At 60.4% G+C, this 25,546-nt stretch carries 19 protein-coding genes, 2 tRNA genes and 2 pseudogenes; 9 read left to right on the top strand and 14 right to left on the bottom strand.

Annotated elements, in window-relative coordinates:
• Positions 1-50: 50 nt before the first annotated feature.
• The 7 genes from DSM100238_RS06630 to DSM100238_RS06600 form a co-directional block, all read right to left on the bottom strand.
• Positions 51-944: a ribonuclease HII gene (locus DSM100238_RS06630; RefSeq protein WP_240812392.1), complete on the bottom strand. Its 894-nt coding sequence runs from the start codon at positions 942-944 to the stop codon at positions 51-53.
• Positions 925-1,851: a signal peptidase I gene (gene lepB / locus DSM100238_RS06625; RefSeq protein WP_240812391.1), complete on the bottom strand. Its 927-nt coding sequence runs from the start codon at positions 1,849-1,851 to the stop codon at positions 925-927. Before lepB ends, DSM100238_RS06630 begins: the two co-directional genes overlap by 20 nt.
• Before the next feature lie 1,030 nt (positions 1,852-2,881).
• Positions 2,882-3,247 (bottom strand): 50S ribosomal protein L19, encoded by a 366-nt coding sequence (gene rplS / locus DSM100238_RS06620; protein WP_152355888.1) that lies wholly within the window; start codon positions 3,245-3,247, stop codon positions 2,882-2,884.
• 430 nt (positions 3,248-3,677) lie between these two features.
• Positions 3,678-5,375: a glucose-6-phosphate isomerase gene (gene pgi, locus DSM100238_RS06615; protein ID WP_152355887.1), complete on the bottom strand. Its 1,698-nt coding sequence runs from the start codon at positions 5,373-5,375 to the stop codon at positions 3,678-3,680.
• A 151-nt stretch (positions 5,376-5,526) separates the two neighbouring features.
• Positions 5,527-6,759 carry a mannose-1-phosphate guanylyltransferase gene (locus DSM100238_RS06610; protein ID WP_376831095.1) on the bottom strand — a complete coding sequence of 411 codons (1,233 nt, stop codon included), beginning with the start codon at positions 6,757-6,759 and terminating at the stop codon, positions 5,527-5,529.
• 242 nt (positions 6,760-7,001) lie between these two features.
• Positions 7,002-7,074: transfer RNA gene (locus DSM100238_RS06605), tRNA-Thr, on the bottom strand.
• A 261-nt stretch (positions 7,075-7,335) separates the two neighbouring features.
• Positions 7,336-7,416: transfer RNA gene (locus tag DSM100238_RS06600), tRNA-Leu, on the bottom strand.
• A gap of 820 nt (positions 7,417-8,236) precedes the next feature.
• Here DSM100238_RS06600 and DSM100238_RS06595 point away from each other — a divergent pair.
• Positions 8,237-9,238, top strand: a complete 1,002-nt coding sequence (locus DSM100238_RS06595; protein WP_152355886.1) for an AEC family transporter — start codon at positions 8,237-8,239, stop codon at positions 9,236-9,238.
• A 427-nt stretch (positions 9,239-9,665) separates the two neighbouring features.
• Here DSM100238_RS06595 and rdgB read toward each other — a convergent pair whose 3' ends face one another.
• From rdgB to DSM100238_RS06580, 3 genes are all read right to left on the bottom strand, one after another.
• The gene (rdgB, locus tag DSM100238_RS06590) at positions 9,666-10,343 is read right to left on the bottom strand and encodes an RdgB/HAM1 family non-canonical purine NTP pyrophosphatase (protein WP_152355885.1); all 678 of its coding nucleotides are present in this window, start codon (positions 10,341-10,343) and stop codon (positions 9,666-9,668) included.
• Positions 10,344-10,512: 169 nt separating this feature from the next.
• Positions 10,513-11,247: a ribonuclease PH gene (gene rph / locus DSM100238_RS06585; RefSeq protein WP_152355908.1), complete on the bottom strand. Its 735-nt coding sequence runs from the start codon at positions 11,245-11,247 to the stop codon at positions 10,513-10,515.
• A 207-nt stretch (positions 11,248-11,454) separates the two neighbouring features.
• Positions 11,455-12,087 (bottom strand): Pr6Pr family membrane protein, encoded by a 633-nt coding sequence (locus tag DSM100238_RS06580; protein WP_152355884.1) that lies wholly within the window; start codon positions 12,085-12,087, stop codon positions 11,455-11,457.
• Positions 12,088-12,643: 556 nt separating this feature from the next.
• Here DSM100238_RS06580 and DSM100238_RS06575 point away from each other — a divergent pair.
• A complete protein-coding gene (locus DSM100238_RS06575; protein WP_152355883.1) occupies positions 12,644-14,035 on the top strand; it encodes a nicotinate phosphoribosyltransferase in 1,392 nt (463 codons plus the stop codon).
• Positions 14,036-14,239: 204 nt separating this feature from the next.
• On the opposite strand, the gene DSM100238_RS06570 is transcribed toward DSM100238_RS06575, so the two are convergent.
• Positions 14,240-14,560: a DUF3039 domain-containing protein gene (locus DSM100238_RS06570; protein WP_152355907.1), complete on the bottom strand. Its 321-nt coding sequence runs from the start codon at positions 14,558-14,560 to the stop codon at positions 14,240-14,242.
• Between the two features lie 655 nt (positions 14,561-15,215).
• Between DSM100238_RS06570 and coaD the strand changes: the two genes are divergently transcribed.
• The 7 genes from coaD to ilvN all read left to right on the top strand — a co-directional run bounded on the left by coaD (position 15,216) and on the right by ilvN (position 22,135).
• A complete protein-coding gene (coaD, locus tag DSM100238_RS06565) occupies positions 15,216-15,722 on the top strand; it encodes a pantetheine-phosphate adenylyltransferase (RefSeq protein ID WP_152355882.1) in 507 nt (168 codons plus the stop codon).
• Positions 15,723-15,889: 167 nt separating this feature from the next.
• On the top strand, positions 15,890-16,855 hold the full coding sequence (locus DSM100238_RS06560) for an ATP synthase subunit B family protein (protein ID WP_152355881.1): 966 nt from the start codon (positions 15,890-15,892) through the stop codon (positions 16,853-16,855).
• A gap of 1 nt (position 16,856) precedes the next feature.
• Positions 16,857-17,474 carry a YceD family protein gene (locus DSM100238_RS06555; RefSeq protein ID WP_152355880.1) on the top strand — a complete coding sequence of 206 codons (618 nt, stop codon included), beginning with the start codon at positions 16,857-16,859 and terminating at the stop codon, positions 17,472-17,474.
• Between the two features lie 202 nt (positions 17,475-17,676).
• A complete protein-coding gene (rpmF, locus tag DSM100238_RS06550; RefSeq protein ID WP_015449839.1) occupies positions 17,677-17,871 on the top strand; it encodes a 50S ribosomal protein L32 in 195 nt (64 codons plus the stop codon).
• Between the two features lie 487 nt (positions 17,872-18,358).
• On the top strand, positions 18,359-19,336 hold the full coding sequence (gene rnc / locus DSM100238_RS06545) for a ribonuclease III (RefSeq protein ID WP_167511089.1): 978 nt from the start codon (positions 18,359-18,361) through the stop codon (positions 19,334-19,336).
• Between the two features lie 282 nt (positions 19,337-19,618).
• Positions 19,619-21,541: an acetolactate synthase large subunit gene (locus DSM100238_RS06540; RefSeq protein WP_152355879.1), complete on the top strand. Its 1,923-nt coding sequence runs from the start codon at positions 19,619-19,621 to the stop codon at positions 21,539-21,541.
• Between the two features lie 39 nt (positions 21,542-21,580).
• Entirely contained in the window at positions 21,581-22,135 is a 555-nt protein-coding gene (gene ilvN, locus DSM100238_RS06535) for an acetolactate synthase small subunit (RefSeq protein WP_152355878.1), read from the top strand.
• A gap of 333 nt (positions 22,136-22,468) precedes the next feature.
• Here ilvN and DSM100238_RS09705 read toward each other — a convergent pair.
• The 3 genes and pseudogenes from DSM100238_RS09705 to DSM100238_RS06525 all read right to left on the bottom strand — a co-directional run.
• Positions 22,469-22,705, bottom strand: a pseudogene (locus DSM100238_RS09705) (ABC transporter C-terminal domain-containing protein); the annotation flags it as partial.
• Between the two features lie 105 nt (positions 22,706-22,810).
• Positions 22,811-24,634 (bottom strand): annotated as a pseudogene (locus DSM100238_RS06530) (ABC-F family ATP-binding cassette domain-containing protein); the annotation flags it as partial.
• Between the two features lie 156 nt (positions 24,635-24,790).
• Entirely contained in the window at positions 24,791-25,516 is a 726-nt protein-coding gene (locus tag DSM100238_RS06525; RefSeq protein ID WP_152355876.1) for a type 1 glutamine amidotransferase, read from the bottom strand.
• Positions 25,517-25,546 lie beyond the last annotated feature (30 nt).

Here is a 25,546-nt window from a genome sequence, read left to right as displayed (position 1 = left end):
CGAATGCGTGTCCTTTCCCTACGGCATCAACCCGGTTGGATCTGCCGGATTCAGGCCAGATGCCAGCTTAACCGGTGCAGGGGTGTCGGCCCGTATGCTGCGATCGCATCGCGGTGGGCCTGCGAGCCATACCCCTTGTTGCGCGCCCAGCCGTACGGTTCATACGCCGGATTCCCCTCGGCGATATCCACCATCAGATGGTCCCTGGTGACTTTCGCGATAACAGCCGCCGCCGCAACCGTCGCGCAATGCTGGTCGCCCTTGACTTGAGTGATGATGTGAGCGGGCACAGGCACATCCGGCGCGTCGAAGGTGCCGAGAGCGGCGGTGATGTAATCGTTCGGCCCGTCAAGAATCCCGCCGACACGAACGCCGGGTGCCGTAGCATCGTCGTCAAGAACGTCAGAAACGTCAGGAGCCGAACCGTGCCCATCGATGCCGAGTTGGCGTTCCAATTCGTCCAACGCGCGTAGAGCGGCGACGCCGAGCGCATAGGTGATTCCCCACTCGTCGATTTCCGTATTACTCGCCTGTCCGACCGCACTCGAAGCGCACCATCGGCGCAACGGGTGGAATATCGCCTCCCTGCGGTGTTCCGTCAACATTTTGGAATCCGCGACCCCATCAGGAACCTCCAATGTCGGAAGGTCACGCGCCCAAATCGCGGCGGCGCCGACCATCACCGGACCGGCGAGGGAGCCACGGCCGACCTCGTCGAACCCGACAATCAAATCGTACCCTTGGGCGGCAAGGCGGCGTTCTGATTCCAGTGTCGGGATCGGGCGGGTGCGTTTATGGCCGTCCCCATGGGCGCTCGCATGGACGGGTGCAGCGGTATGCGCATTGCCTCGGGAGCGGGGAACGGACTTGCGGGACTGGTCAGACTTACGAGGCTGATCAGACTGGTCATGCTGGTCAAACTGGTCATGCTGGGTTAGGGACATTCGCAAACACCTCGTGATGGGAGTCAATCGTGCCGATGCGGCTCAGCGGCCAATTACGCACAATCGCCACGCCAAGTACATCACTAATCGGAACAAGCCCGTTCGCCCCATCATTCTGGTGATACCGGGAATCCGCGGAATTGGCGCGATTGTCACCCAGCACGAAAATATGCCCCTCGGTTACGGTGACACTGAACGCAAAATCACTGGGTTGCACACCGGGCTTGAGATACGCGCTTTCGTCAATGGCCACGCCGTTAATGGTCACCGGCTGACCGGCACCGGCGCACGCCACAGTGTCGCCAGGCAAGCCGATAAGACGTTTAATCAGATCATCGCTGTGCCTCGACGATTCGGATTGCAGCCAGTTGGCGGGATCCTTGAACACCACAATATCGCCACGTTGCAGCTTGATAAGGTCCGGCGCGAGTTTCGTGGTGATCACCCGGTCATTGATCTGAATGGTGTCCAGCATGGAACCCGAAGGAATCACATAGAAGCCGAACAGGAACACGCGCAACAGCAAGACGATCAGCACAGGGACGCCACACCACAGCAGCAGTTCGCGAGCGCCGCCGGAGGATGACGATGCGTTTGCCGAACGGCGTGGAGTGCCACCGTGGGACGCTGCCGACGAGCCGGATGTGCGCGCCGCATGCGAGGCATGAGCAGCATGACGGGCACGGCGGGATGGCGAATCGTCCGAGGTGATCGTAGAGAAGAATGCCGGGGTTTGTAACGGCGTCGAGGTTTGCGTTGTTGCGGATGCAGCAACGGAAGCGTGGGCGGAAACGGAAGCAAAGGCGGAAACAGGGGCGGGATCGATGCCACGTTCGGCGACGGAAAGGATGTGGGAATCCGCGTCACCGTACTGGTCGCGTGACGACCGGGACATCTGCTGCGTCATGATTCTCCCATCTGCCGACCTGTTATCGGCTATCGGCGAAGCCTCGAAAAGCACCGTACACCAGGGGCACCGTACTGTTGACGGACGCACCGCAGGGACGCGCTGTCGGGCGCATCGCCGGGTCACCCACCGTACTCTCGACAGGCTGTCGCCATATCGTTGACCGGTGCTGTCGCATACGTTACCAGCACGTCTGCTCGTACCCGTCAATCGTAGCCGCAAACGAAGAACTCATCGGATTGCCGATAACGAAATCCGACAAGCGCGACTGTCCTGACCAGCCGCGGCGTCACAAGCCCGCACTACTGCAAGCCCGCACTGCTGCAAATCCGCCAAATCACGCATACCCAGACATACACAAATCACCGAACGCCCACCAACAGCAGTCCCACCCCACCCAATCCACCAAATCACGCATACCCAGACATACGCAACGACACAAACACCATGACATCCCACCACACCAAGGCACAACCCCCGCAACCACGCATGACACGGCATACGCAACGCCCCAAACGAAAGACGCCACCCCACCACCACACACCAAACCACCGAATCACGCATACCCAGACATACACAAATCACCGAACGCCCACCAACAGCAGCCCCAATCCACCCAATTCACCAAATCACGCATACCACAACATTCGCAACTGGCAGAACACAAGGGACAGAACGAAAGGGACAGAACGATTCGAGCATCAACCTCGACACTCACAACAGACTGTCGCCGGACACATATCTGGCACACACGTTGACCAATAACCCGAATGCGTCTAAGCGTCGGCAGAAGGTTGGGCTGCTGCTTCCACCGACACTGAGAGGCCAGTCAACGTCGGTAGAAGGTTGGGTATGGTGTGTGATGCCGGATTCATTTCGCTGTCGGACACACATTTTGGTCTACAACCCAAGAACCTGGTACGTCCCGCTCGCAGGCCAGCAGGTCCAAGTCCGCGCTGTCTAAAACGCCGACAGCCCGACGACCATTGCTGGCCGCCGGGCTGTCCGGTTCATGCGATGAGCGTGAAACTCACTTCTCGCTGTTGTCGCGGCGCTCGACGATACGAGCAGCCTTGCCGCGCAGCGCGCGCAGGTAGTACAGCTTGGCGCGACGTACACGACCCTTGCGGACCAGCTTGATCGAATCGATCGAAGGAGAGTGCAGCGGGAAACGACGCTCCACACCCACGCCGAAGCTGATCTTGCGCACCACGAAGGTTTCGCGCACGCCAGCACCCTGACGAGCGATCACCACGCCGGTGAACGCCTGCAGACGGGAGTTGTTGCCTTCCTTGATCTTGACGTTGACCTCGACGGTATCGCCAGGACGGAATGCGGGGATTTCCTCCGCCGGCTTGAGATGCTTGGCGTCGAATGCTTCGATGGCATTAACCATGATGTTCCTCCATCGCCGCCGCATACCGACGATTGGTTGGGGCTTCACGGTCCCGTTCGGGATACCGTTCGGCTGAAATGTCTCCGCAGGTTCGCCTGCGAAGGGTGCCAATCCGCCGAAACCATGGCTTTTACGGCCACCTGCGTGTTCCGGCTGGACCCACAGAAAAACGGGATTATGCGGCGTCCCGTTTTTCGGCATAGCAACGTTCGATTGTACTGTAACGTGCAGACCGTCAATCGTGTCCGTATGATGTCGCTGAGCTGCCTGATAAACGCCACAGTCATAAGCAGCCGTGCGTCCCACCAGCAGCACCGCTGGCAGATACGCAAGGATCCCGCCGTCCGAAACAGTAACGGATGGCGGGATCCTTCGGGTTACCGACCGGTCAGGCTACAGCCCAGCCGTCGGTGTCGCACAACACGGCGAATCAGAACTCGCGATTGGCGCGGTAGAACTTGATCAGGCCCTGCGTGGAAGCGTCCTGGGCGGCGAGCGCATCGTCGTCCTTGGAAATCGCCGGGGTGATCTGCTTGGCCAGCTGCTTGCCAAGCTCGACGCCCCACTGATCGTAGGAGTCCAGGCCCCACACCGTGCCCTCAACGAAGGTGATGTGCTCGTACAGGGCGATCAGCTCGCCGAGCGAGAACGGGGTCAGCGCCACACCGAAGATCGAGGTGGTCGGACGGTTGCCGGTGAACACGCGGGCCGGGACGATGTCCTCAGGAGTGCCCTCAGCGCGCACTTCGTCAGCGGTCTTGCCGAACGCGAGCGCCTTGGTCTGCGCGAGGAAGTTGCCCAGGAACAGCTCGTGCACGTCCTGGTCGCCGTCCTTGGTCGGGTTCGGGGTGTTGACGAACGCGATGAAGTCGGCAGGAATCAGCTGCGTGCCCTGGTGGATCAGCTGGTAGAAGGCGTGCTGGCCGTTGGTGCCCGGCTCGCCCCAGAAGATCTCGCCGGTGTCGGAGGTGACGGGGGTGCCGTCCCAGCGCACGGACTTGCCGTTGGATTCCATGGTCAGCTGCTGCAGGTACGCCGGGAAGCGGTGCAGGTACTGGTCGTACGGGAGCACCGCGTGGGATGCGGCGTGGAAGAAGTTGCGGTACCACACGTTGAGCATGCCGAGCAGCACGACCACGTTCTTGTCGAACGGGGTGTTGGCGAAGTACTCGTCGATCTCATGGAAGCCGTGCAGGAACTCCTCGAAGCGGGCCGGGCCGAAGACCACGGCGAGGGAGGTGCCGACGGCGGAATCCACGGAGTAGCGGCCGCCGACCCAGTTCCAGAAGCCGAAGGCGTTGGACGGGTCGATGCCGAACTCCTCGACCTTCTCCAGGTTGGTGGAGACGGCGACGAAGTGCTTCTTGATGGCGTCGGCGTTCTGTGCGTCGGAGCCGTCGATGGCGCCCTTGGCCTTGAGCTCTTCGAGCAGCCAAGTGCGGGCTTCGCGGGCGTTGGTCAGGGTTTCCAGCGTGGTGAAGGTCTTGGAAACGATGATGAACAGGGTGGTCTCCGGGTCGAGGCCCTTGGTCTTCTCGGCCAGATCGTTCGGGTCGATGTTGGAGATGTAGCGGGCGGAGATGCCGGCGTCAGCGTACGGCTTGAGCGCTTCGTACACCATGACGGGACCCAGGTCGGAACCGCCGATGCCGATGTTGACCACGGTTTCGATCTTCTTGCCGGTGACGCCCTTCCATTCGCCGGAACGGACCTTGTCGGCGAACGCGTAGATGCGGTCCAGCGTGTCGCGCACGTCCTTGACGACATCCTGGCCGTCGACGATGTACTTGCCTTCATCCTCGACCGGACGGCGCAGCGCGGTGTGCAGCACGGCGCGATCTTCAGTGTTGTTGATGTGCACGCCGGTGTACATGGCCTTGGTGCGCTCGTCAAGCTTGACAGCCTTGGCGAGGTCGGCGAACAGCTTGAGGGTTTCCGGCTTGATCAGGTTCTTGGACAGATCGAAGTGCAGGTCGCCGGCATCGAAGCTCAGCTGGTCCACACGGCTCGAATCCTCGGCGAACCACTTCTTGAGGCTGATGCCTTCGTTCTGCAGCTCGTCATAGTGCTTCTGCAGGGCAGCCCACTCAGGAGTCTTGGTGGCGTCAACTGGCGGATTGATGGCCATACTTGGTCCTTTCTTCATAATCGAAGCGATGTCGTTGCGCGTGTGCGACTGGCGCACGGCAGTGGAATGACATCGTTTGCTTCCATGTGACAAGATACTCACAAAATAGGACAGAACCGGACAACCTGATATGGCGGCAAGCCGGCACCCGTCACAGCAGTTCGTCACGGCCTTCCTGCCGCAGATGCGCAACCATGTTCTTGACCTCTTGGCTTCGGGCGCGCGGAGCGACCAGCAACGCGTCCGGCGTGTCCACAACCACCATGTCATTGACGCCCAGCAATGCAATCGTTCGCCCCGCGGCGGGCACCACCACATCACCGGCGGAATCGATATACGACACGCATTCCCGATCGCCGAGAATCTTGATGTTCTGCGCATTCGCACTCGGCAGCAACGCGGCAACCGAATTGAAATCACCGATGTCATCCCACCCGAAATCACCCGGGATCATCGCCACGCCGCCCTGGACGCTCAACGGTTCGGCGACAGCATAATCGAACGCGATCTTCTCGATGCCCGACCAGTGCGTCGCCATCGCCTCATCCACCGCATCCGCCCCGACAAGATAGGCATCCGCAATCGCCGAAATCGCATCATACATACGCGGCTTGTATTCGCGCAGATGAGCAAGCAGAACGTCAGCACGCATCACGAACATGCCCGCATTCCAACGGTATTCGCCGGTGGACAGGTAGGCTTGGGCGGTTGCAGCATCAGGCTTCTCGACAAAACGCTCCACCAGCCGCGCGCTCGGGGCTTCCGGCACGTCTGCGGCGAGAGAACGGCCTTGATGAATGTAGCCGAACGCCGTGGACGGGCGGGAGGCGGCGATACCGATGGTCGTCACGTATCCGGCGCGTGCCGTGGCGACAGCTTCGCGGACCGCGCGTGCGAAGGATGACGCGCCTCGAATCACATGGTCTGCGGCGAACGAACCGACGACGACACGCTCGCCATGGCGACGCGCCAACACGGCGGCGGCAAGACAAATCGCGGCAGTGGAATCGCGCGGAACCGGTTCCGCAAACATATCTTCCGCGGCAAGCTGAGGCAATTGCTCCCGAATCGCCGCCACATGGCGCCACCCCGTGCTCACCGTGACATGCCCCTCGCCGGCGACACGCTCCAGCCGGTCGTAGGTGGATTGGATCAGTGTGCGTCCTTGACCGAGAAGATCGTACAGGAATTTCGGTTTGGCTTCGCGACTCAACGGCCACAAGCGAGTCCCCGTGCCGCCGGCGGGAATCACCGCGTAGAAATCCTGATCGCGGGCCGTCTCCGTGTATCCGCCCTGCGGCTGCGGCTCCTGCCGTTGCGCGGCCATGCCCGGAGTGTCTTGCGGTTCACCATGCTGTGCGTTCGCGTCGATCATGCTGCTCATGGCTCCATTGTGGCACAAGCTTATGGCACAGACGATGATATGGCTGACGATATGGGCAGAGGATATGGGCAGACGGCACGGTTTGCGGCACGTCGTACCGCTGACAAGTGATGATATGGACGTCGGCACGCATGCACGACACGAACTTGCGGCACGTCGTAAGGAGGAGCGAAAGGCATGGTCAGGGCAGACCGGACGGGGCAGAAAACAAGAACGGCGCGCCCGTAGACGCGCCGTACCGGAGCCACTTGACAGAATCGAACTGTCGACCTGCTCATTACGAGTGAGCCGCTCTACCGACTGAGCTAAAGTGGCATGTTGCCCGAGAAGCATACGCTCCTCGCGCACAAGTCCTTTACTATACCGGAACCTGCAGATATTGCCAAATCGACGGCGTTGCTGCGCCAATTCCCATAGTATCCGGCAGCGAAACAATCATCGCCCGCATTCCGCCACTGTTGTGCGGAAAAAACACTACAAAACACAAGAAATGCCGGGAATGAGAACGGTGTCGACATGCCGCGAAACCACTGGAAAAGCAGAAGAACCGGCCGCTTTCGACCGGTTCCGCAATCGTGCGCGCGAAGGGAGTCGAACCCTCACGACAAAGTCACAGGAACCTAAATCCTGCGCGTCTACCAGTTCCGCCACGCGCGCGACCCGTCCAATGTATCACCCTCCCAAGCCAGCCGCATCAACCCATCGGCATCCGCATCATTCCAAGCGAGTCCGTGCCGAAAACAATCCGATGGGCCACGCCTTCGAAAACAAATATCCGGATCCGGCGGTGCGGACGTGGCACGAACCATGTCCATCGCGCGCACCACATGCGCATTGTCCGATGTCCACCAGGCTTCCGGACTCCGCACGGCACCACGCACGCTCCCGCACTGCGCCACCCGCCGCGAACCCGGCTGCGCGTACAGCAAAACACAGTGTGCGCCAGATCATGCAAACGATGGCATCCACAACGTGCGCAACTCCTCCAACAACTGTTCGAATCCCCATGATCACAAGGAAAAGAACGCTGTCATCCCTTGATTGGTAACGCAATCATTTCGTAAAGTTACCGTGAAATCAGCCCGCCATTCACGTCGGCGACGCTTGAGGCAGGTATATTCATGATTGCGCTCATTTGCGCCCCGTCGGACAATTCCGACACATCTCATTACCATCATCAATCAAGAAAGGAAGAGCAGACCATGACTGAGCAAATACTCAGAATGGATTCAACGCTCGCCGCGCTTGACCGGCTCATGTCGGAAAGCAGCGACAACGACGACGATCACGAGGAGGCCTAACCGGCCTCCTCCTTGTTTTCCGGCCAACATGCCGTCCACACGACGCGACACCAGCGAGACGATACACAATGCCTTGGGCTTCCGCACGCCCCTGGGACATATCGCACACGTCGTACCGACGCCTCCTATGATGAGAACGTGACCACGCATCACAGGCCGTCACGGGGAGGAAAGGCGTGCACACACTCATCCAGCCAATCACCCTGCTGCTCATCATCGTTGTGGGCTATGTGTTCAAACGGTTCGGACTGTTCGGTCCGCGTGATTACCGGGTGTTGCAAACCGCAGAGTTCAATCTCATCCTGCCCGGCGCCATCATCTACTCATTCGCCACACAGCCACATGACATCCGTCTGCTGTGGATTTCGCTCTTCGGCTTCGCCGCCGCGGCAGTGCCACCCGCGCTGATTTTCCTTGCCACCCGACATCGCCCGGTATCGCAACGCGCGTTTGTCATGCTCAATGGCGCCGGATTCAATGTCGGCTGCTTCTGTTTTCCCGTGCTCCAAGCGTTCTACGGACCATCGGCATTGGTGCCGGCAGCCATGTTCGATGTCGGCAATTGCATCATGGTGGCAGCTGGCACGAATGTGCTCACCCAGACGCTGCTGCACATCGCGCCAGGAATGACACTCGCCGAACAGCATGCGGGCGATGCGCCGACACTGCCCTACCAGCGTCCGGTGGATCGGGACGCCCGACGGCTCGCACGGCGCACCTTGGGACGTCGTATTGTGCGCGGATTCGTCTCCTCGGTGTCGTTCGACGTATACGCGGTGATGATTGTCCTGATGATTGTGGGTATCCGCATTCCGACTGTCATCGCCGATATCGCGCAACCCTTCGCCAACGCCAACTCGCTGTGTGCGATGCTGATGGTCGGCATGCTGATGGATATGCCGGCGAGCCGCACTGATGTCCGTGCCGTTCTCGAAGTGCTGGTGTGGCGGCTGCCGTGCGGCATCGCATTCGCCGCCGCCGCATGGTTCCTGCTGCCGTTCGACACCGCGGTGCGGCAGGCGGTCGCACTGTGTGCTCTCGCCCCGATCGCCGTATTCTCAACGATGTTCACCGACAAAGTGCTCGGCAATGCACGGCTGGCAGGGTTCTCGCTCGCCTTGACCGCCGCGGTGTCGTTGACGCTCATGACCGTCGCTCACATGGTGCTGTTCGGCTGAACGCGATGAATATCAACGTAACCGCCAGGTCCTGGAATATCGAAGGCACAGAAACCCGGTGATACCGGCCTAACTCGGGCAACATCACCGCTTTGTCACTGTGTCTTGGGGACTGTGCAAAGCCAGCAGCACAGGAAATCGGAGATAGCGCTCCATCTCGCAGCAGCCGGAATGCCGGCACCACAGCAACCCGAAGATGCACTCTCAACCCGAGCAACATGCGGAAGATATACCCGCATCTCCCGCACTATGTGATGCGCGCCACACAGCAAACCGGAGATACAGGCTTATCGGCTGATTGCCGGGCACTCGGCGTTCAACCGCCGCAGCACCACATCACCACAGCGCCGCAGCACATCACAGCAGCACCGCACTGCCGCGGACACCGTCCACTACGGTGCATCTCACCTCGCTCGTCACACGCAGCTTACCGCGCCGCCGCACGCACGATGACAGCGATGGCCGGAACCAGAGCTTTCAACGCCTTGCCGCGGTGCGATATCGCATTCTTCTCATCCGCACTCATCTCAGCTGATGTCAACTCGGAACCACCGGCCGCCCGCGCGGGCTGATTATCCGGCACAAACAGCGGGTCATAGCCGAAACCGTACTCCCCACGCGGCTCGCGGATAATTCTGCCCGGCATCTCGCCGATTTCCACATGCTCGGAAACCAAGAGATGCAACCCGTCGGCATCCGCCCCCGAACCCGGCACTGCGAGCGCCGCCGCGCAACGGAATCTGGCCGTCCGCTTGTCGTCGGGAATGTCGGCGATCTGTTTGAGCAGCAGCTCGTTATTCGCAGCATCATTACCGTGCTCGCCTGCCCAGCGCGCGGACAGAATACCGGGCGCGGCACCCATGACGTCCACAATCAGCCCCGAATCGTCGGCAATCGCCGGCATACCGGAACGTTGCGCGACAAACCGGGCTTTGAGCAACGCGTTCTCCTGGAAAGTGACGCCAGTCTCGACAGGATCCGGCAGCCCGAGCGAGCCAGCAGAAACGAGTTCAATCGGTGTGCCGGCGAGATCTTCGGCGAGAATCCGCCGGATTTCCGCCAGTTTGCCCTCATTGTGCGAGGCGACAACGATGGTGAGCGTCATAGGTGATCCTTTCGTAGGACGACAGTGGGCGATAGTGAGTTAGGCAATCGTAGAACGATGGATTCGCAGCATTCGGCATCATCCGATTCCATGGCGGCCCGTGCGAGATGTCGGATCAAACACGACCGACACCTTGGAACCTCAACACCGGCACCACAACCGCCACCGATCAGTCCAAGGCGAGCGCCTCGGCTTGGGCTGCTTGCAGTTCGCGATTGCCTTTTTCGGCGAGATCAAGCAGAATGCCGAGCTCGGCGCGCGTGAACGGGCGATGCTCCGCGGTGCCTTGGATTTCAATGAACGCGCCGGAGCCGGTCATGGCGACATTCATGTCGGTCATCGCCTTGCTGTCCTCCACATACGGCAGATCCAACATCGGTTTGCCGTCAATCACGCCAACCGACACCGCGGACACCGCGTCCTTGATCACCTTGTCAGCGGACTTGATGTGCCCGTTCTTCTCAGCCCAGCGCAGCGCGTCGACGAGCGCGACATACGCGCCGGTAATCGATGCGGTACGTGTGCCGCCATCCGCTTGCAGGACATCGCAATCAAGTTGGATTTGGTTCTCCCCCAACGCTTTCATGTCGATGACGCCGCGCAGACAACGCCCGATCAGACGGCTGATTTCATGGGTTCTGCCGCCGATCTTGCCTTTGACTGATTCACGGTCGGTACGCTCGGAGGTTGCACGTGGCAGCATCGCGTATTCCGCAGTCACCCAGCCCAGCCCGCTGTCCTTGCGCCAACGCGGTACGGACGGCGTGAATGTCGCTGTGCACATGACGCGCGTATGCCCGCATTCGATGAGCACGGAGCCTTCCGGCGGCTCGGTGAAATGCCGGGTGATGTGTACGGGACGCAGCTCATTGACTTTCCGTCCGTCTGCTCGCGTGAGATTCATATCGACTTCCAAAGCGAGTCGTGATTGCGCATCGCCCTTGGCGCTGTTCTCGGTGGTGTTGCCGAACGCGGAATCCGCCTGTGTCATGTCTGCCTCGTGTTCCTTCATCTGCAATGTGCCGGCCCTACCGGCGTATCATCCTTCGTACGCTCTCAACCTAGCACAGCGGAACGTCCGCTTCACCGCGACCGCATCGCGCGGCACAGCTCACTGCGAGCGCAACAATGATTTTTCGGGAAGGATCCGATCGATAAGGAATACGGCGAGCGCAACCAGGAGAAAACCGATGGCGAGCTCCACGACGTTGACGATGAACTGGCTCCATCCCAGCTGTCCCAGATCGATGAAAGTGTACGGGTATGGGTTGCCGCCGACCGACGGGCCCGAATACGGCCATAGTTGCGCCCGGATCACGACGAACGCAAGGTAGATCGGGAAGTAGCCCATCCAGCTGAGCACGTAGCTGGGTTTGAATCGCCGGTGCGGGTCGAAGAGGAGGAAATCGATCACCGCCATCACTGGTGCGATGCGGTGCAGCATCGTATTGGTCATGATGCCGAGTACTTGGGGCACGTAATGTGGGTCGTCCGGCGGCATCAGTAGGAATGCGACGAGCGCTGTGATGATCGCGTACACTGTCAGACAGCCTTTGAGCCAGGCGGGCGGCTGGATACCTTTCAGCAGGCTTGCAGCTCCGGACCAGAGCATGACCAGCCCAAGCATGAATCCCGTTTGGAATGTGAAATATACCCACCGATTGGGAATCGTCCACGCCTCATATGTGCCGACAAAGCACAACGCGGCGATCGCCAGCCGCCAGACACCCGCTATGAATCTCATACCGCCAGCTTACGCCCGCCCCGCAAGCTACCCAGCGTCGGCACAACCCTCCACCAACACTTAGAGGGCGCCCAGCGTCGGCAGGAACCTCTACCGACACCGGGAATCGAGTGTGCCGCATCCGGACGCTTCTCTCTACAAACTAGCTACGCTGACAACTCCCTCAGCGTAACCAGTTTGTAGAAGAATCCACCACCAACACACAAACCAGCTACACTGACAACTCCCTCAGCGTAACCAGTTCGAGAAGCTATACAAACCAGCCACACCGACAACCCCCTCAGCGTAACCAGTTCGAGAAGCTATACAAACCAGCTACGCTGACGGCCCGCTTAGCGTAACCAGTTTGTAGAAGAATCCACCACCAACACACAAACCAGCCACGCTGACAACCCCCTCAGCGCAACCAGTTCGAGAAGCTATACAAACCAGCTACGCTGACAGCCCGCTTAGCGCAACCAGTTTGTAGAGGAGATGGCGTCGGGGCGAGCACAGACAGCATCGTCCGGGCCGGACAGTACCCCGTCTCCCGCTCTCTGCCGACGCCCACGCGGCAATGCTTGCACGGGGACTTCCGGCGGACTACGCTAACCGGCAACAGGAAGAATCACACGAAGGAAATATCATGGTTGATTACTCACCGGCACTGATGACCGACATGTACGAATACACCATGCTGGATGCCGCACTCAAAGACGGGACAGCAAACCGCCCATGCGTCTTCGAGATCTTCACCCGGCACCTGCCCGAAGGCCGCCGCTACGGCGTACTCGCCGGCACCGGACGCATCCTCGACGCCCTCGAACATTTCCATTTGGACGATGAAGACCTCGCATTCCTCGCCGACCGCAACATCGTCAGCAAGGAAACACTCGACTGGCTCAAGGACTTCCGTTTCACCGGCTCCATCAAAGGGTATCGCGAAGGCGAAATGTTCTTCCCCAATTCGCCCGTCCTGCAAGTCGAAGGAACATTCGGCGAATGCACACTGCTCGAAACGCTGCTCCTGTCCATCCTCAACTACGATTCCGCCGTCGCTTCCGCCGCCTCGCGCATGGTCAGCGCCGCCAAGGATCGCCCCTGCATGGATATGGGCGGCCGACGCACCAACGAATGGGCTGCGGTCGCCGCCGCCCGCGCTGCCGTCGTCGGTGGATTCCAAGGCACCGCGAACCTGCTTGCCGCCCAACTGTACGGGCTCAAAGCCATCGGCACCGCCGCCCACTGCTTCACGCTCGTGCATGACAGCGAACGCGAAGCCTTCGAATCGCAAATCAACGCGCTCGGCAAAAGCACCACGCTGCTGGTCGATACCTACAACATCGAGGAAGCCGTAAAAACCGCCGTCGAAGTCGCCGGGCCAGACCTCGGCGGGGTGCGCATCGATTCCGGCGATCTGGCAGCGATGGCGCAACGCGTGCGCAACGAACTCGACGCGCTGGGAGCGACCTCCACAACCATCACCGTCACCAACGATCTCGACGAATACGCGCTCGCCGCGTTGCAGACCGCCCCGGTTGACTCCTACGGCGTGGGCACGATGCTCGTCACCGGTTCCGGGGCGCCGACGTGCGCAATGGTGTACAAGCTGACGGAACGCGAGAACGCGGACGGCATTATGGAACCTGTCGCCAAGAAGTCCAAGGATAAGGCGACCGTGCCGGGGCGCAAACTCGCGTACCGTTCCTACGAGTACAATCTCGCGGATTGCGAGCACGTCATTTCCGGCTCCGAAAGCAAACTGGCGGACTTCCATGCGCCCGACGATTGGAAGGATCTGCTCGTACAGTACGTCGATCATGGTGACATCAACCACGATTACCAGGGCCATGACGCCATCGTCAATGCGCATAACTATCGCGCGAAGGCATTGGCGGAACTGCCGATCACCGCACAAAGCCTGATGAAGGGCGATCCGGCGATTCCGACTGAAACGACTGTGCTGTAAACAACTCGGCTGTAAACGACCTGCCGCAACCGGGCGTGGCATGATGTCACCCCGGCAGTTCCCAGGTGAGAGCGTGCCGGGGCGGCCGCGTGCTCTGGCAACACAGACGCCATCCATGTGCAAGGCCGGTTGCAGGGCGCATTCACGTCCTGCAACCGGCCTTGCACATTCACCGGCGATGCCTCTTATCCAACAGGGGCGGAATCACTCTTCCCCGTTGCCGGCGCCGCCCATCATCTGCTCATAAATGCGCTTGCATTCCGGGCACACCGGGTACTGCGAAGGGTCGTGCTTCGGCACCCAGATCTTGCCACACAACGCGACCACCGGACGGCCTGTCAAACGGGACTGCTCTATGCGGCGCTTCGAAACATAATGCGCAAAACGGTCCGCATCGCCGTCGTCAGTGCCTTTGAGCTTCTCTTCCGCCTGCGGTCGTTCCAAAACCGCCGTGCCGGTCGCGGAATCCGGATTCGACAGTGGAGATACCGCCTCATCCGCATCGCGCACGGTCAGTCTCGCCATGGCACCAGCCGTGAATCCAGCAGTTGCGCCGGCAGCAGAACCTGCCGTCCGCAGCGTATCGAACGGTTCATCCACGAGCATATTCTCATTGTCACTGGTGTTCTTTACGTACCTGTTCATCAGTTTCCGCCTTCCACCGGATTGTCGTCGATTCCACCATCATAGCCGCGCGAAATATCTGACGGCGGTGACACATCGACGTGCAAGCATCCTCGTGGGGAAGAGGACGTTCTGCCTGGACGATGTTGTCTACGTCTGCGTCTGCCCCCGACGCCGTCCCCTCTACAAACTGGTTACGGAAAGCGGGCCGCCAGCGTAGCTAGTTTGTATAGCTTCTCAATCTGGTTGCGCTGAGGGGGCCGCCAGCGTAGCTAGTTTGTGTTGTTGGTGGCGGGCTTGTCGCTGTGTCTCCTTCACAAACTGGTTACGCTAAGCGGGCTGTCAGCGTAACCAGTTTGTAGAGAGAAGCGCCCGGATGCGGCACGCCCGATTTTTAGCGTCGTTACAACCTTCTACCGACACTCACGACCCACTCAGCGTCGTCACAACCCTCTGCCGACACTCACGACCCACTCAGCGTCGACAGAAACAGGGGCCAAACCGTCCACCGACGCTGAGCTGACGTGCCCGGCAGGAAACGCGGTACGCTTGTGCTATGACTATCGCAGTATGCCCTGGCTCGTTCGACCCGGTTACCGCCGGACATCTTGACGTTATCCGACGCTGCTCGCGCTTCTTCACACAAGTGCATGTAGTCGTCGCCGTCAACGCCGCGAAAACACCGATGTTTTCCGAACGCACCCGGGTTGATATCATCCGTCAGGCTCTCGGCGGAACGTGCGACAATGTAACCGTCGCCTCCACCGACGGCCTCATCACCGATTATTGCAAGAAGGTCGGCGCAACCGTCATCGTCAAAGGCCTACGGCAGAACGGCGATTACGAAGCCGAACTCGGCATGGCGCTCGTCAACCGCAAACTCGCCGACGTAGAAACCCTGTTTCTGCCCGCCGACCCTGTGCTGGAGCATATATCCAGTTCCGTAGTCAAAGATGTCGCACGCCATGGCGGCGATGTGACCGGCATGGTTCCCGATTGCGTCATCCCCCTGCTCGAACACGCGCTGCACGAAGAAGAGCAGGAGCGTCAAGCCGGTAAATAGCCGAAACACACCGCCGGAAGCGGCCCCGACACCGCCGACGCATCGCCTACGATAGAAGAAGACACCAACGATATGGCATCATGGCAGCGCGAGCGCGGCACACAGCAACCGACCAGCCGCCGCGTACCGACATGGCCACAGGAAACCACAGGCAGCAAGGAGACAGCATGACAGGCGAGGAAGCCAACAACGCCAACGATCCTCAGCACGAGACCGACACAAGTGACGACCCGTCGAGCGGCCAGGTCCCCACACAACACCATGCCACGCCACTGTCAACGTCGGCACAGTCCGCCGATACCGAAGCGGACACGTTCGTCTCGACCGCCACTTCAACCACGGCCGCCCATGACGGCAACACGCATACCGCACAAGTCGAGGAACAGCCCGATGGCACCAAGCCGGCGGCAAAACCGGTGTTCTCCGCATTTGACATGTCTTCCCTTCCGGATTTGCGCGATCCGTCCAGCCGCGGCGGAGCCAGCGCCGACACGCCATCGGGCGACGCCCAGACACCCGCGTCTGCAACCCGCAATACCGATGCGCACACCGGCACGCACACCGACGCGGAAGACCAGAGCCGCGCGGAATTCACCACCGTCTACGACATCATCGACACTCTCGAACAGCAACTTGATGAGGCAAAAAGCAGCATCTTCACGCCTTCCCAAGTCAGAATCGACCGCGACGCATTCGCCAGCCAGCTCGACGAGCTCAAGAACATGCTGCCTGTCCAGCTCGAACGCGCCTCAGCACTCATGCGCGAAGCGGAACGCCGTCTCGAAAACGCACAAACCCAAGCGAACGCCGTCGTATCCTCAGCGCAGAGCCGCGCGGCGGACATCATACGAGACGCCCAAGAACAAGCCCAATTCCTCGCCGGGCAAGACAACATCACCAATATCGCGAAGCAGAAGGCGCGTGCTATCCTCGACCAAGCACAAACACAAGCCGACAAACTCACCAGCGGCGCCAACCAGTACTGCACCGACGTCATGCAAAGCCTGCAAGACCAGCTCGACAAGCTCAGCCAAGATGTGCGGGGCGGTCTGACAGTGCTTGACCAGCGTGAACGCGAGGCGAGCGCCCGGCTCGACCACAACATCCAATCAGACGACTATCCGGAGGCTTGATATGGCACGTCCAGAAGATTCAGCATGGGCAGTATCCGTGGCGCAAGTCGCCTCGCGACCAGGGCAGAGCTCGCCCGTGGACGCGGACTTCCCCGCCCCGAGCGGAATCGGAGATGCCATCGTCGGCGTGACCGAAGGTGAACCGATCCACGTGGCAGGGGCGTTTGACTCCATCGTTGACGGCTTGATTTTCCGCGCCCACATCACCGCTCCCGTCCACGCGGAATGCACCCGCTGTCTCAAGCCGCTGCAACGCGACTGGGATGCCGACGTCACCGCATTCTTCCCCTACCAATACAAGGGAGACAATGCGAACGAGGACGCCGACATCATCGCCGGCGAAGAGGAATCCGAAGACTCCTACCCGCTCAGCCCCGATGGATGCTTCGCCGATCTCGAAGCCTTGCTGCGTGACACCTTCGTCGAAACCCTTCCGTTGCAACCGCTGTGCAAACCGGATTGCAAAGGCCTGTGCCCGCAATGCGGAATCAACCTCAATGAACACCCCGATCACCAGCACGACACTACGGATATCAGGTTCGCGGCACTTGCCGGCCTCAAGGAACAGCTTGAACGGGAAACGGGCGAGCATGCCGCGCAGGAGCCGAAGGAGAAGTAGCCACTCTTTTTCCTCCCCATGCGGCGGGGCACGCCGAACGATACGGGGGTATGCGCGGGCCGTGGAACTTCACGGCAGCGTATAGAACGCCGCCGCCGTCTGTCGGAGCGCCGTGTCGCCCTCCGGTAGACGTTGTACGAACGGTGCGGTACAATTCTGAACGCTTAAGCTCAATCGTTCGAACGAAATAGAGGAATACACCATGGCACTGCCTAAGTACAAGACCTCGCGCGCCAATACGCATTCGCGTCGCGCAAACTGGAAAGCGTCTGCAGCGCAGACCGTCACCTGCCCGAACTGCGGCGCTCCGACGCTGCCGCACGTGGCTTGCCCGAGCTGCGGCTCCTTCCGCGGCCGCGTCTACCGTGACGCCATCCAGTCCGCTCACACCAAGTGAGCGTCCGGAACAGCTGAGGTAATTCAGTACAGCAGGACCCTGCCATCGACGGGTGGCAGGGTCCTGCTGTATCCGCACAGATTGTTGTTGTCGGTTATCTGTTGCCTGGCGACTGCACAACCGCATAACCGCACGACACGCAGATACCCCCTTCTGCCGCCACCAACCACGAGATTCCGTCCGCTGGGTGACCGAGACGTCGCACAACGCGCAGATACACCGATTCGCCCCTCCTCAGTGTGCTGCGCAGAAGACCGGCAAAATCACGACCGCCACTATGATAGTGGCCAGGTCTTGCCGCAGAGAGGATGCCCGACGATTGACGGGCTATCCGCGACGCGCAAGGCATGGACTTCAGGCATCCTGCCGGCTACTACAACGGGGACACCCCCTAGTTCGGCCGCCAGCAGAACACCGGAAGTCGCCGAATCGTCATGCACCACGCGTGACGGCAGAACACAACAGGACATAGACAGGGGTACCTAGCATGACCATCAGCAGCGACGACATGTCAGAGAATCACCAGCATCACAGCAAGCATCAGTCATCCAACACATCGCATATTGACCATGCCGACGAAGCCTTCCAACAGCATCATGTCGGCGTTTCCAGGCAGGAAGCGCCCGATCAGGCTCCCGCCAAGGAACTGTTGGACGCGCTCGGCACCACCATCAGCCCGGAATTGCTGGTCCAAGCGTTGACGCACCGCTCGTTCTCACACGAGCATCCCGGTGCCCCCAACTATGAACGGCTTGAGTTCCTTGGCGATGCGGTACTGGAACTCGTCTCCACAGAGACCCTGTTCAAAGCGCATCCAGACATGAATGAAGGGCAGCTTGCGAAGATGCGCGCGAAAGCCGTGTCCGAAGAGTCCTTATCGGCCATCGCGCGCGAGAAACTCCATGTAGGACCTTTCATTCTGCTTGGACACGGAGAGTCCGAATCCGGCGGTGCGGGCAAAAGCTCCATTTTGTGCGACATCGTTGAATCCTTGATCGGCGCCACCTTCGTCGAGCATGGCATCGATGGCGCGCGCGAAGTCGTGCACAGGCTCGTGGACGACACGCTCAGGGAGGTCGCCACTGAAGGCCCCGCCTTGGATTGGAAGACCTCGCTGACCGTGCTCACCCACGAGATGGGTCTGAGCGAACCGGTGTATCGCATGTCGGTCAGCGGCCCGGAGTACGCGCAGCAGTTCACAGCCCGCGCTGTTCTTCCCGGCGGGTACGGCAAGCGTTGGACGTTGCCGATTCATGACGAGCATGGTGCAGTCGCGCAAGAAGGCGACGATCCGCTGCTGGGAACCGGCGCGGGGACAAGCAAGCGCAAAGCGCAACTCGCCGCCGCCGAGCAGGCGTGGCATACGCTCAAGCAACGCGAGCGCGATTGCAAACGTATGCGCGCACACGCCGGCAGCACCGACACGTCCGACAGCACCGACACCACCGGCAGCACTGCCGCATAATCCGACCACGCCTTGCGGCGCACAACAACGATTCGGGCGGCATGCAAGCCCAGCCGAACGCGAATCCCGTCGCAATGACGCCACTGCCGAATCGCCGAGTCATTACCATCATGTGGTCGATTCGGCGATTATCTCGCCACGGGCGATTACGATAAAACCAATACGAACCATCTGGCCTGCCATACCGCCACAAGCGGGACAGGCGGCACAGGCGCCTCACCGGGTTGCGCCCCACCAGGAGCGACGCGCAGCGGAGCACCATCAACACACATGAGAGGGATTATGGCTACACCAACGCCACTTCAGGCATTCAGCGGCGTGCCTAAGGCACCCGCAGCGGAGAAACAGTCCATCGTCGACGGTGAAAAGATGACCGGCGCACAGGCGCTGGTCCGTTCGCTGGAGGATCTGGGCGTCAAGGACGTGTTCGGTATCCCCGGCGGAGCCATCCTGCCTGTCTACAACGCCATCAACCAGCACACCAAGTTCCGTTTCGTGCTCACCCGTCACGAGCAGGCCGCAGGCCATGCCGCGGAAGGGTATGCCGTGGCGACCGGCAAGGTGGGCGTATGCATCGTCACGTCCGGTCCTGGCGCCACCAACGTGGTCACCGCTATCGCCGACGCCAACATGGATTCCATCCCGATGGTGGTCATCACCGGTCAGGTGGGCGTGGGCGCTATCGGCACCGATGCGTTCCAGGAAGCCGATATCGTCGGCATCACCTACCCGGTTGCCAAGCACTCCTATCTGGTCACGAACGCCCAAGACGTTCCGCGTGTGCTCGCCGAAGCATACTACATCGCCGGTTCCGGCCGTCCCGGCCCGGTGGTCGTTGATCTGACCAAGACCGCGCAGAACGGCCAGATGTATTATTCCTGGCCGCAGCGGATGATTCTTCCCGGCTACAATCCCACCACGAAGGCGCATGGCCACGTGCTGTCGGATGCGGCGAAGCTGTTCTCGCAGTCCTACCGCCCGGTGCTGTACGTGGGCGGTGGCGCGGTCCGTTCCAACGCCGGCAAACAGGTCAAGGAACTCGCCGATCTGACAGGCGCCCCGATCGTCACCACGCTGCCCGCGCGCGGCATCGTCCCGGATTCCGATCCGAAGGTGCTCGGCATGCTCGGTATGCACGGCACCATCGCCGCAACCGGTGCAGTCCAGCGTTGCGATCTGCTGGTCGCCATCGGTTCGCGATTCTCCGATCGTGTGACCGGCCGTCTGGATTCCTTCGCTCCTGCCGCACGCGTCATCCATATCGACATCGATCCGGCGGAAATCGGCAAGAACCGTCAGCCTGACGTGCCGATTGTCGGCGACGTGGCAGAAGTGCTTGACGACTTGATTCCTGAAATCAAGCGTCAGCAGGCCATCCACAGCAAGCCGAACCTCAAACCGTGGTGGGCGCAGATCAACGAGTGGCGTGAGAAGTACCCCACGACGTATGACGAGCCGCAGGACGCCCCTGTGGACGGTTCGCTCTCCCCGCAGTGGGTTGTCGAGCAGCTGTCCAAGAACGCGGATCCGGAGACCATTTGGGTCGCGGGCGTCGGCCAGCATCAGATGTGGGCGTCGCAGCTTATTGACTTCGAGCATCCACATTCGTGGATTTCTTCCGGCGGTCTCGGCACGATGGGCTTCGGTCTGCCCGCCGCAATCGGCGCGAAAGTCGGTTCACAGCGTGAATTCAACGGCCGCAAGCCGGTATGGCTGATCGACGGCGACGGCAGCTTCCAGATGACCTCTGAGGAGTTGGCGACCGCCCTGCTCGACCATACGCCGATCAAAATCGCCATCATCAATAATTCCGTATACGGCATGGTGCGTCAGTGGCAGACGCTGTTCTTCGACCATCATTATTCGGCGACGAGCCTGAACGACGGCGAAAACAGTGACGATATCGTCGATGTGCCTGATTTCGTGAAGCTTGCCGAAGCTTACGATTGCGTCGGCCTGCGCGCGTTCACGAAGGACGAGGCGATTGAGGCGATCAAGAAGGCCAACGCGATCAACGATCGTCCGGTGCTCATCGACTTCCGCGTCTGGAAGGACGCGATGGTGTGGCCGATGGTTCCGGCGGGTGCGTCGAATGACGAAGTAGCGTACCGTCCGGGTGTCCGTCCGTTGCTCAGCCCTGCCGCTCAGGCGAAGGCTGCATCTGGCGCCACTGGCAATGCCGTCGCAGCCGCGGACGCAGCGTGAACCACAGCAAGGAAGGCATCGAGGTTTAGAGGAGTCATTATGGCAAACTATCCTGCATCACAGCCCGGTTCCGAGCGTCATACCCTGTCCGTGCTGGTTGAGAATCGTCCTGGTGTTCTGGCTCGTGTCGCCGGCCTGTTCGCCCGTCGCGCGTTCAACATCAACTCGCTGTCCGTTTCGCCTACGGAGCGCCCGGATATTTCCCGCATCACGGTGACAGCCGATGTCGAGGCCGTACCGCTGGAACAGATCATCAAGCAGCTCAATAAGCTGCTGCACGTGCTCAAGATCGTCGAGCTGGATCCGAATAACACCGTCGAACGTGAACTCGTGCTCATCAAGGTCAGCGCGGACGAGTCCAATCGCTCTGACGTGTTGGAGATTGTGCGCCTGTTCCGCGTTCGCGTCGTCGATGTGAACCCGGAGTCGCTGACGATTGAAGCGACCGGCGCGGAAGGCAAGATCGACGCGCTGCTCGGTCTGCTTGCGCATTACGGTGTTATCGAGCTGGTCCGTTCCGGCGCGGTCGCGGTGACCCGTGGCCCGAAGGCCTTGAGCGAGAAAGTCATCGGCTCTGAAATCACCGGACGCTGAGGCTCGGCACTGAAGCAGCCGATTTGTGTGAAACCCCGCGGGATCTCAGGTCTCGCGGGGTTTGCTGTATGGTGAAGCCCGGTTGTTTTTCAGTTGTCGCTGCCGGAGTTGTCGCGACCGGTCAAGCATGTAAATCCGACCCATGCGCGCCCGCGGTACACACGGTGCACGCAGCACACGAGGTACACGCAGTGTACAGCATCCCACGATACGCACGCAGCACACTCAGCACACTCAGCCCAGCACGGCATCCCGCGTCATCCCGTGTCATCCCGTTGCCTCCCGCCAACGGGTATCGCCGCAGACCGCGGCACGAACCATCGCTGCGAACGTTCAGCCTTCGAGTTCTTCGGACAGTTCCAGCCATTCAGCTTCAAGCGCGTCTTTCTCGTCGTTCACGGCGGTCAACTGCGTGTTGAGCTCATTGAGACCTGCAAAATCGCTGGGATCATGAGCGGCCATCTTCGCTTCGATATCAGCACGGCTCTCCTCGAGTTTCGCCAGTTTGCGCTCAATCGCGGACACACGCTTGGACACCTGATGGAATTCCTTGCCACCCAACTTGCGCGTCTGCGGCTGCTCCGACCCGGCATCGCCAGCCTGGACAACGGAACCTTCGGAGCCTGCCTTACCTCCACGCCCGTTGGTCTCCGTACCGAGAATGGCGGACCAATCACCGTCTTTGCGGGCTTGCTCAACCATGTCGAGATAATCGCCGACACCGCCAGGCAGATGCCGCACCTTGCCGCCAATCAGCGCATACTGCTCGTCGGTGACGCGCTCCAGCAGATACCGGTCGTGCGAAACGACGATAAGCGTGCCCGGCCACGTGTCGAGCAGATCTTCCATAACCGCAAGCATATCGGTGTCCAGATCGTTGCCCGGCTCGTCGAGAATCAATACGTTGGGTTCGTTAAGCAAAATCAGCAGCAGCTGCATCCGCCGCTTCTGCCCGCCTGACAGGTCCCTGATCGGCGTCATGAGCTGGGCCGATGAAAAGCCGAGGCGTTCCATAAGCTGGGCTGGAGTGACTTCTTTTCCATCGACGACATAACTCGGCTTGTAGCGGCTGAGCACTTCCTTGATCTTGTATTTGCCGAGTTTTTCCAGTTCGTCGAGCCGCTGCGAAAGAACCGCGAATTTTACGGTTTTCCCGATATTGACGTGTCCTGCCGTCGGCGTGATGGTGCCGTCGAGGATGCTCAGCAACGTCGATTTTCCGGCTCCATTCGCACCGACGATGCCGATGCGGTCGCCAGGACCGATCAGCCACGTGACATCGTCAAGAATCTTGCGCCCGGTGACGGTGACGGTTTTCGCCGCGGACGTAGCTTCAATCCGGTTCCCTTGCACGTCGTCATGCCCTTGCGCGGCACCGGTTGCATCGCTCGTTGCAGTTCCGTCCTGAGCGGCTTGTGCCACGGCGTTCACTGCTTCCGGCACACCTGCATCCACCAGTCTTGGATCGGTCAAATCATCAACCGCGACTTCAATGCTGCCACGTACCTGTGGTTCGGCATACATCGCCGGCACCACATCAACACGCGAAGCGGACGCCTCCATATCCGCGACATCCGGATCGATATCCGCATCGCCCCGGGCATGCTCGAAAATCTGCGTCACATCAATCAGATCGACGACCTGCTTGCCCAGACGGGATGTCGCCATCTGTTTCAGTTCCAACGTATTGCGCATCGGCGGCACGTCGGCGATGAGCTCGCGAGCCTGTTTCACGTGAAACTTCTGTTTGGTCGAACGCGCCCTCGCACCACGGGATAGCCAAGCGAGTTCTTTGCGGGCCAGATTCCGCCGGCGTTCCTCACGCACGTCGGCCTGACGGTCACGTTCCACGCGTTGCAGCATGTACGCGCTGTACCCGCCCTCGAAGGGGTCGATCTGCCCGTCATGCACCTCCCACATCGATTCGCACACCTCGTCGAGGAACCACCGGTCGTGGGTGACCAGCAGCAACGCCCCCTGACCGGAGGCCCAGCGGTTTTTCAGATGCTCGGCCAGCCAGTGGATGGTCACGACATCAAGATGGTTGGTTGGCTCGTCCAGAGCGAGGATATCCCAATCCTTCAGCAGCAGGCGCGCCAAATCCGCGCGTCGGCGCTGACCGCCGGACAATGAAGCGATTTTGGCGTCAAGACTCATACCGCCAAGAAGCGCTTCGACGATCTCTCGCGACGACGTATCGGACGCCCACTCATAGTCCTCGCGTCCTTCGAGGGCGGCTTCGCGCAGCGTCGCGTTGTCATCAAGCGGATCACGCTGCTTGAGCATGCCGAACGTCAACCCGTTGCGTGTTATCACACGGCCGGAATCAGGCTGCTGTTCCCCGGAGAACAGGCGAAGCAACGTTGATTTGCCGTCACCGTTACGCCCGACGATACCGATGCGATCGCCTTCAAACACCCCTTGCGTCACATCAGTGAAGATGGTTTTCGTGGCGAACGACAGCGAAACGTGTTCCAGTCCAAGATCATAAGTCGGCATAATGCCACTATCGTATCGCCCGGCATAGGCAGGCTACGGCAGTGGATGCCTCAACACGACCACGTTCCGTCGCGGCATCCGACGTATGCGCAATTTGCGTCAGATGACTGGCACATGTCACAGATGCGGAGGACGACCGAGACCACCCCGGGTATCTCAGCGCGCCTGCAACGTCTGCATATACGTATTGCACCGTGCCGCGAACCCGGAGAAGACCTGGTCGGCCAACGGCTGCAACTGCGGGTCGTATTCGGCGAAATCGTCACGGATCTTGGCGATCTGCGATTTCTTCATGCCTTCGGTCATCGTCGGTTCCGCAAGCCATTCGTCAAGCAGGGTTGCCGTGACTTCCAGATGGAATTGCAAGCCCAGCGCAGACCCTGCGCGGAAGGCCTGATTCTTCGTATTCGCCGACCGTGCGAGCAGCTGGGCGCCCTCCGGCAGCCCGACCACATCGTTGTGCCAGTGCAGGACGTTGAGTTCCTTGCTCCACATGGAGAAATAATCATGCTTGTCCACACGCTTGATCGGGGCGAACCCGATTTCCGGTTCCTTGCCGTGACTGAGTTTCGCACCTAATGCTCCGGCGATGATCTGATGGCCCAGGCAGATGCCCAGCACCGGCTTGCCGACGCTGACCGCTGCGCGCGCAAGCTTTTCCTCCGCCTTGAGCCCCGGGTATTTGTCATAGTCTTGAGCGCCCATCGGTCCGCCCATGATCACGACGCCCGCGAGTTCCTTGAAATCCGGCAAATCCGGTTTCTTCTCCTTGACGATGCAGACGGTCTGCGTCGGGATCTGCAAGTCCTCAAGGCTATCCAAGATACGTCCCGGTTTCTCCCACGGGACATGCTGCACGATAAGCACTTCTGGTTGCGTCATACATACCATTGTGACATCGCCCATGTAAAC

Origin of the sequence: Bifidobacterium apri (assembly GCF_009299485.1) — a bacterium.
GTDB lineage: Bacteria > Actinomycetota > Actinomycetes > Actinomycetales > Bifidobacteriaceae > Bifidobacterium > Bifidobacterium apri.
Note: the sequence above shows the minus strand (reverse complement) of the source record. Positions and strands in the feature narration are given on the sequence as shown.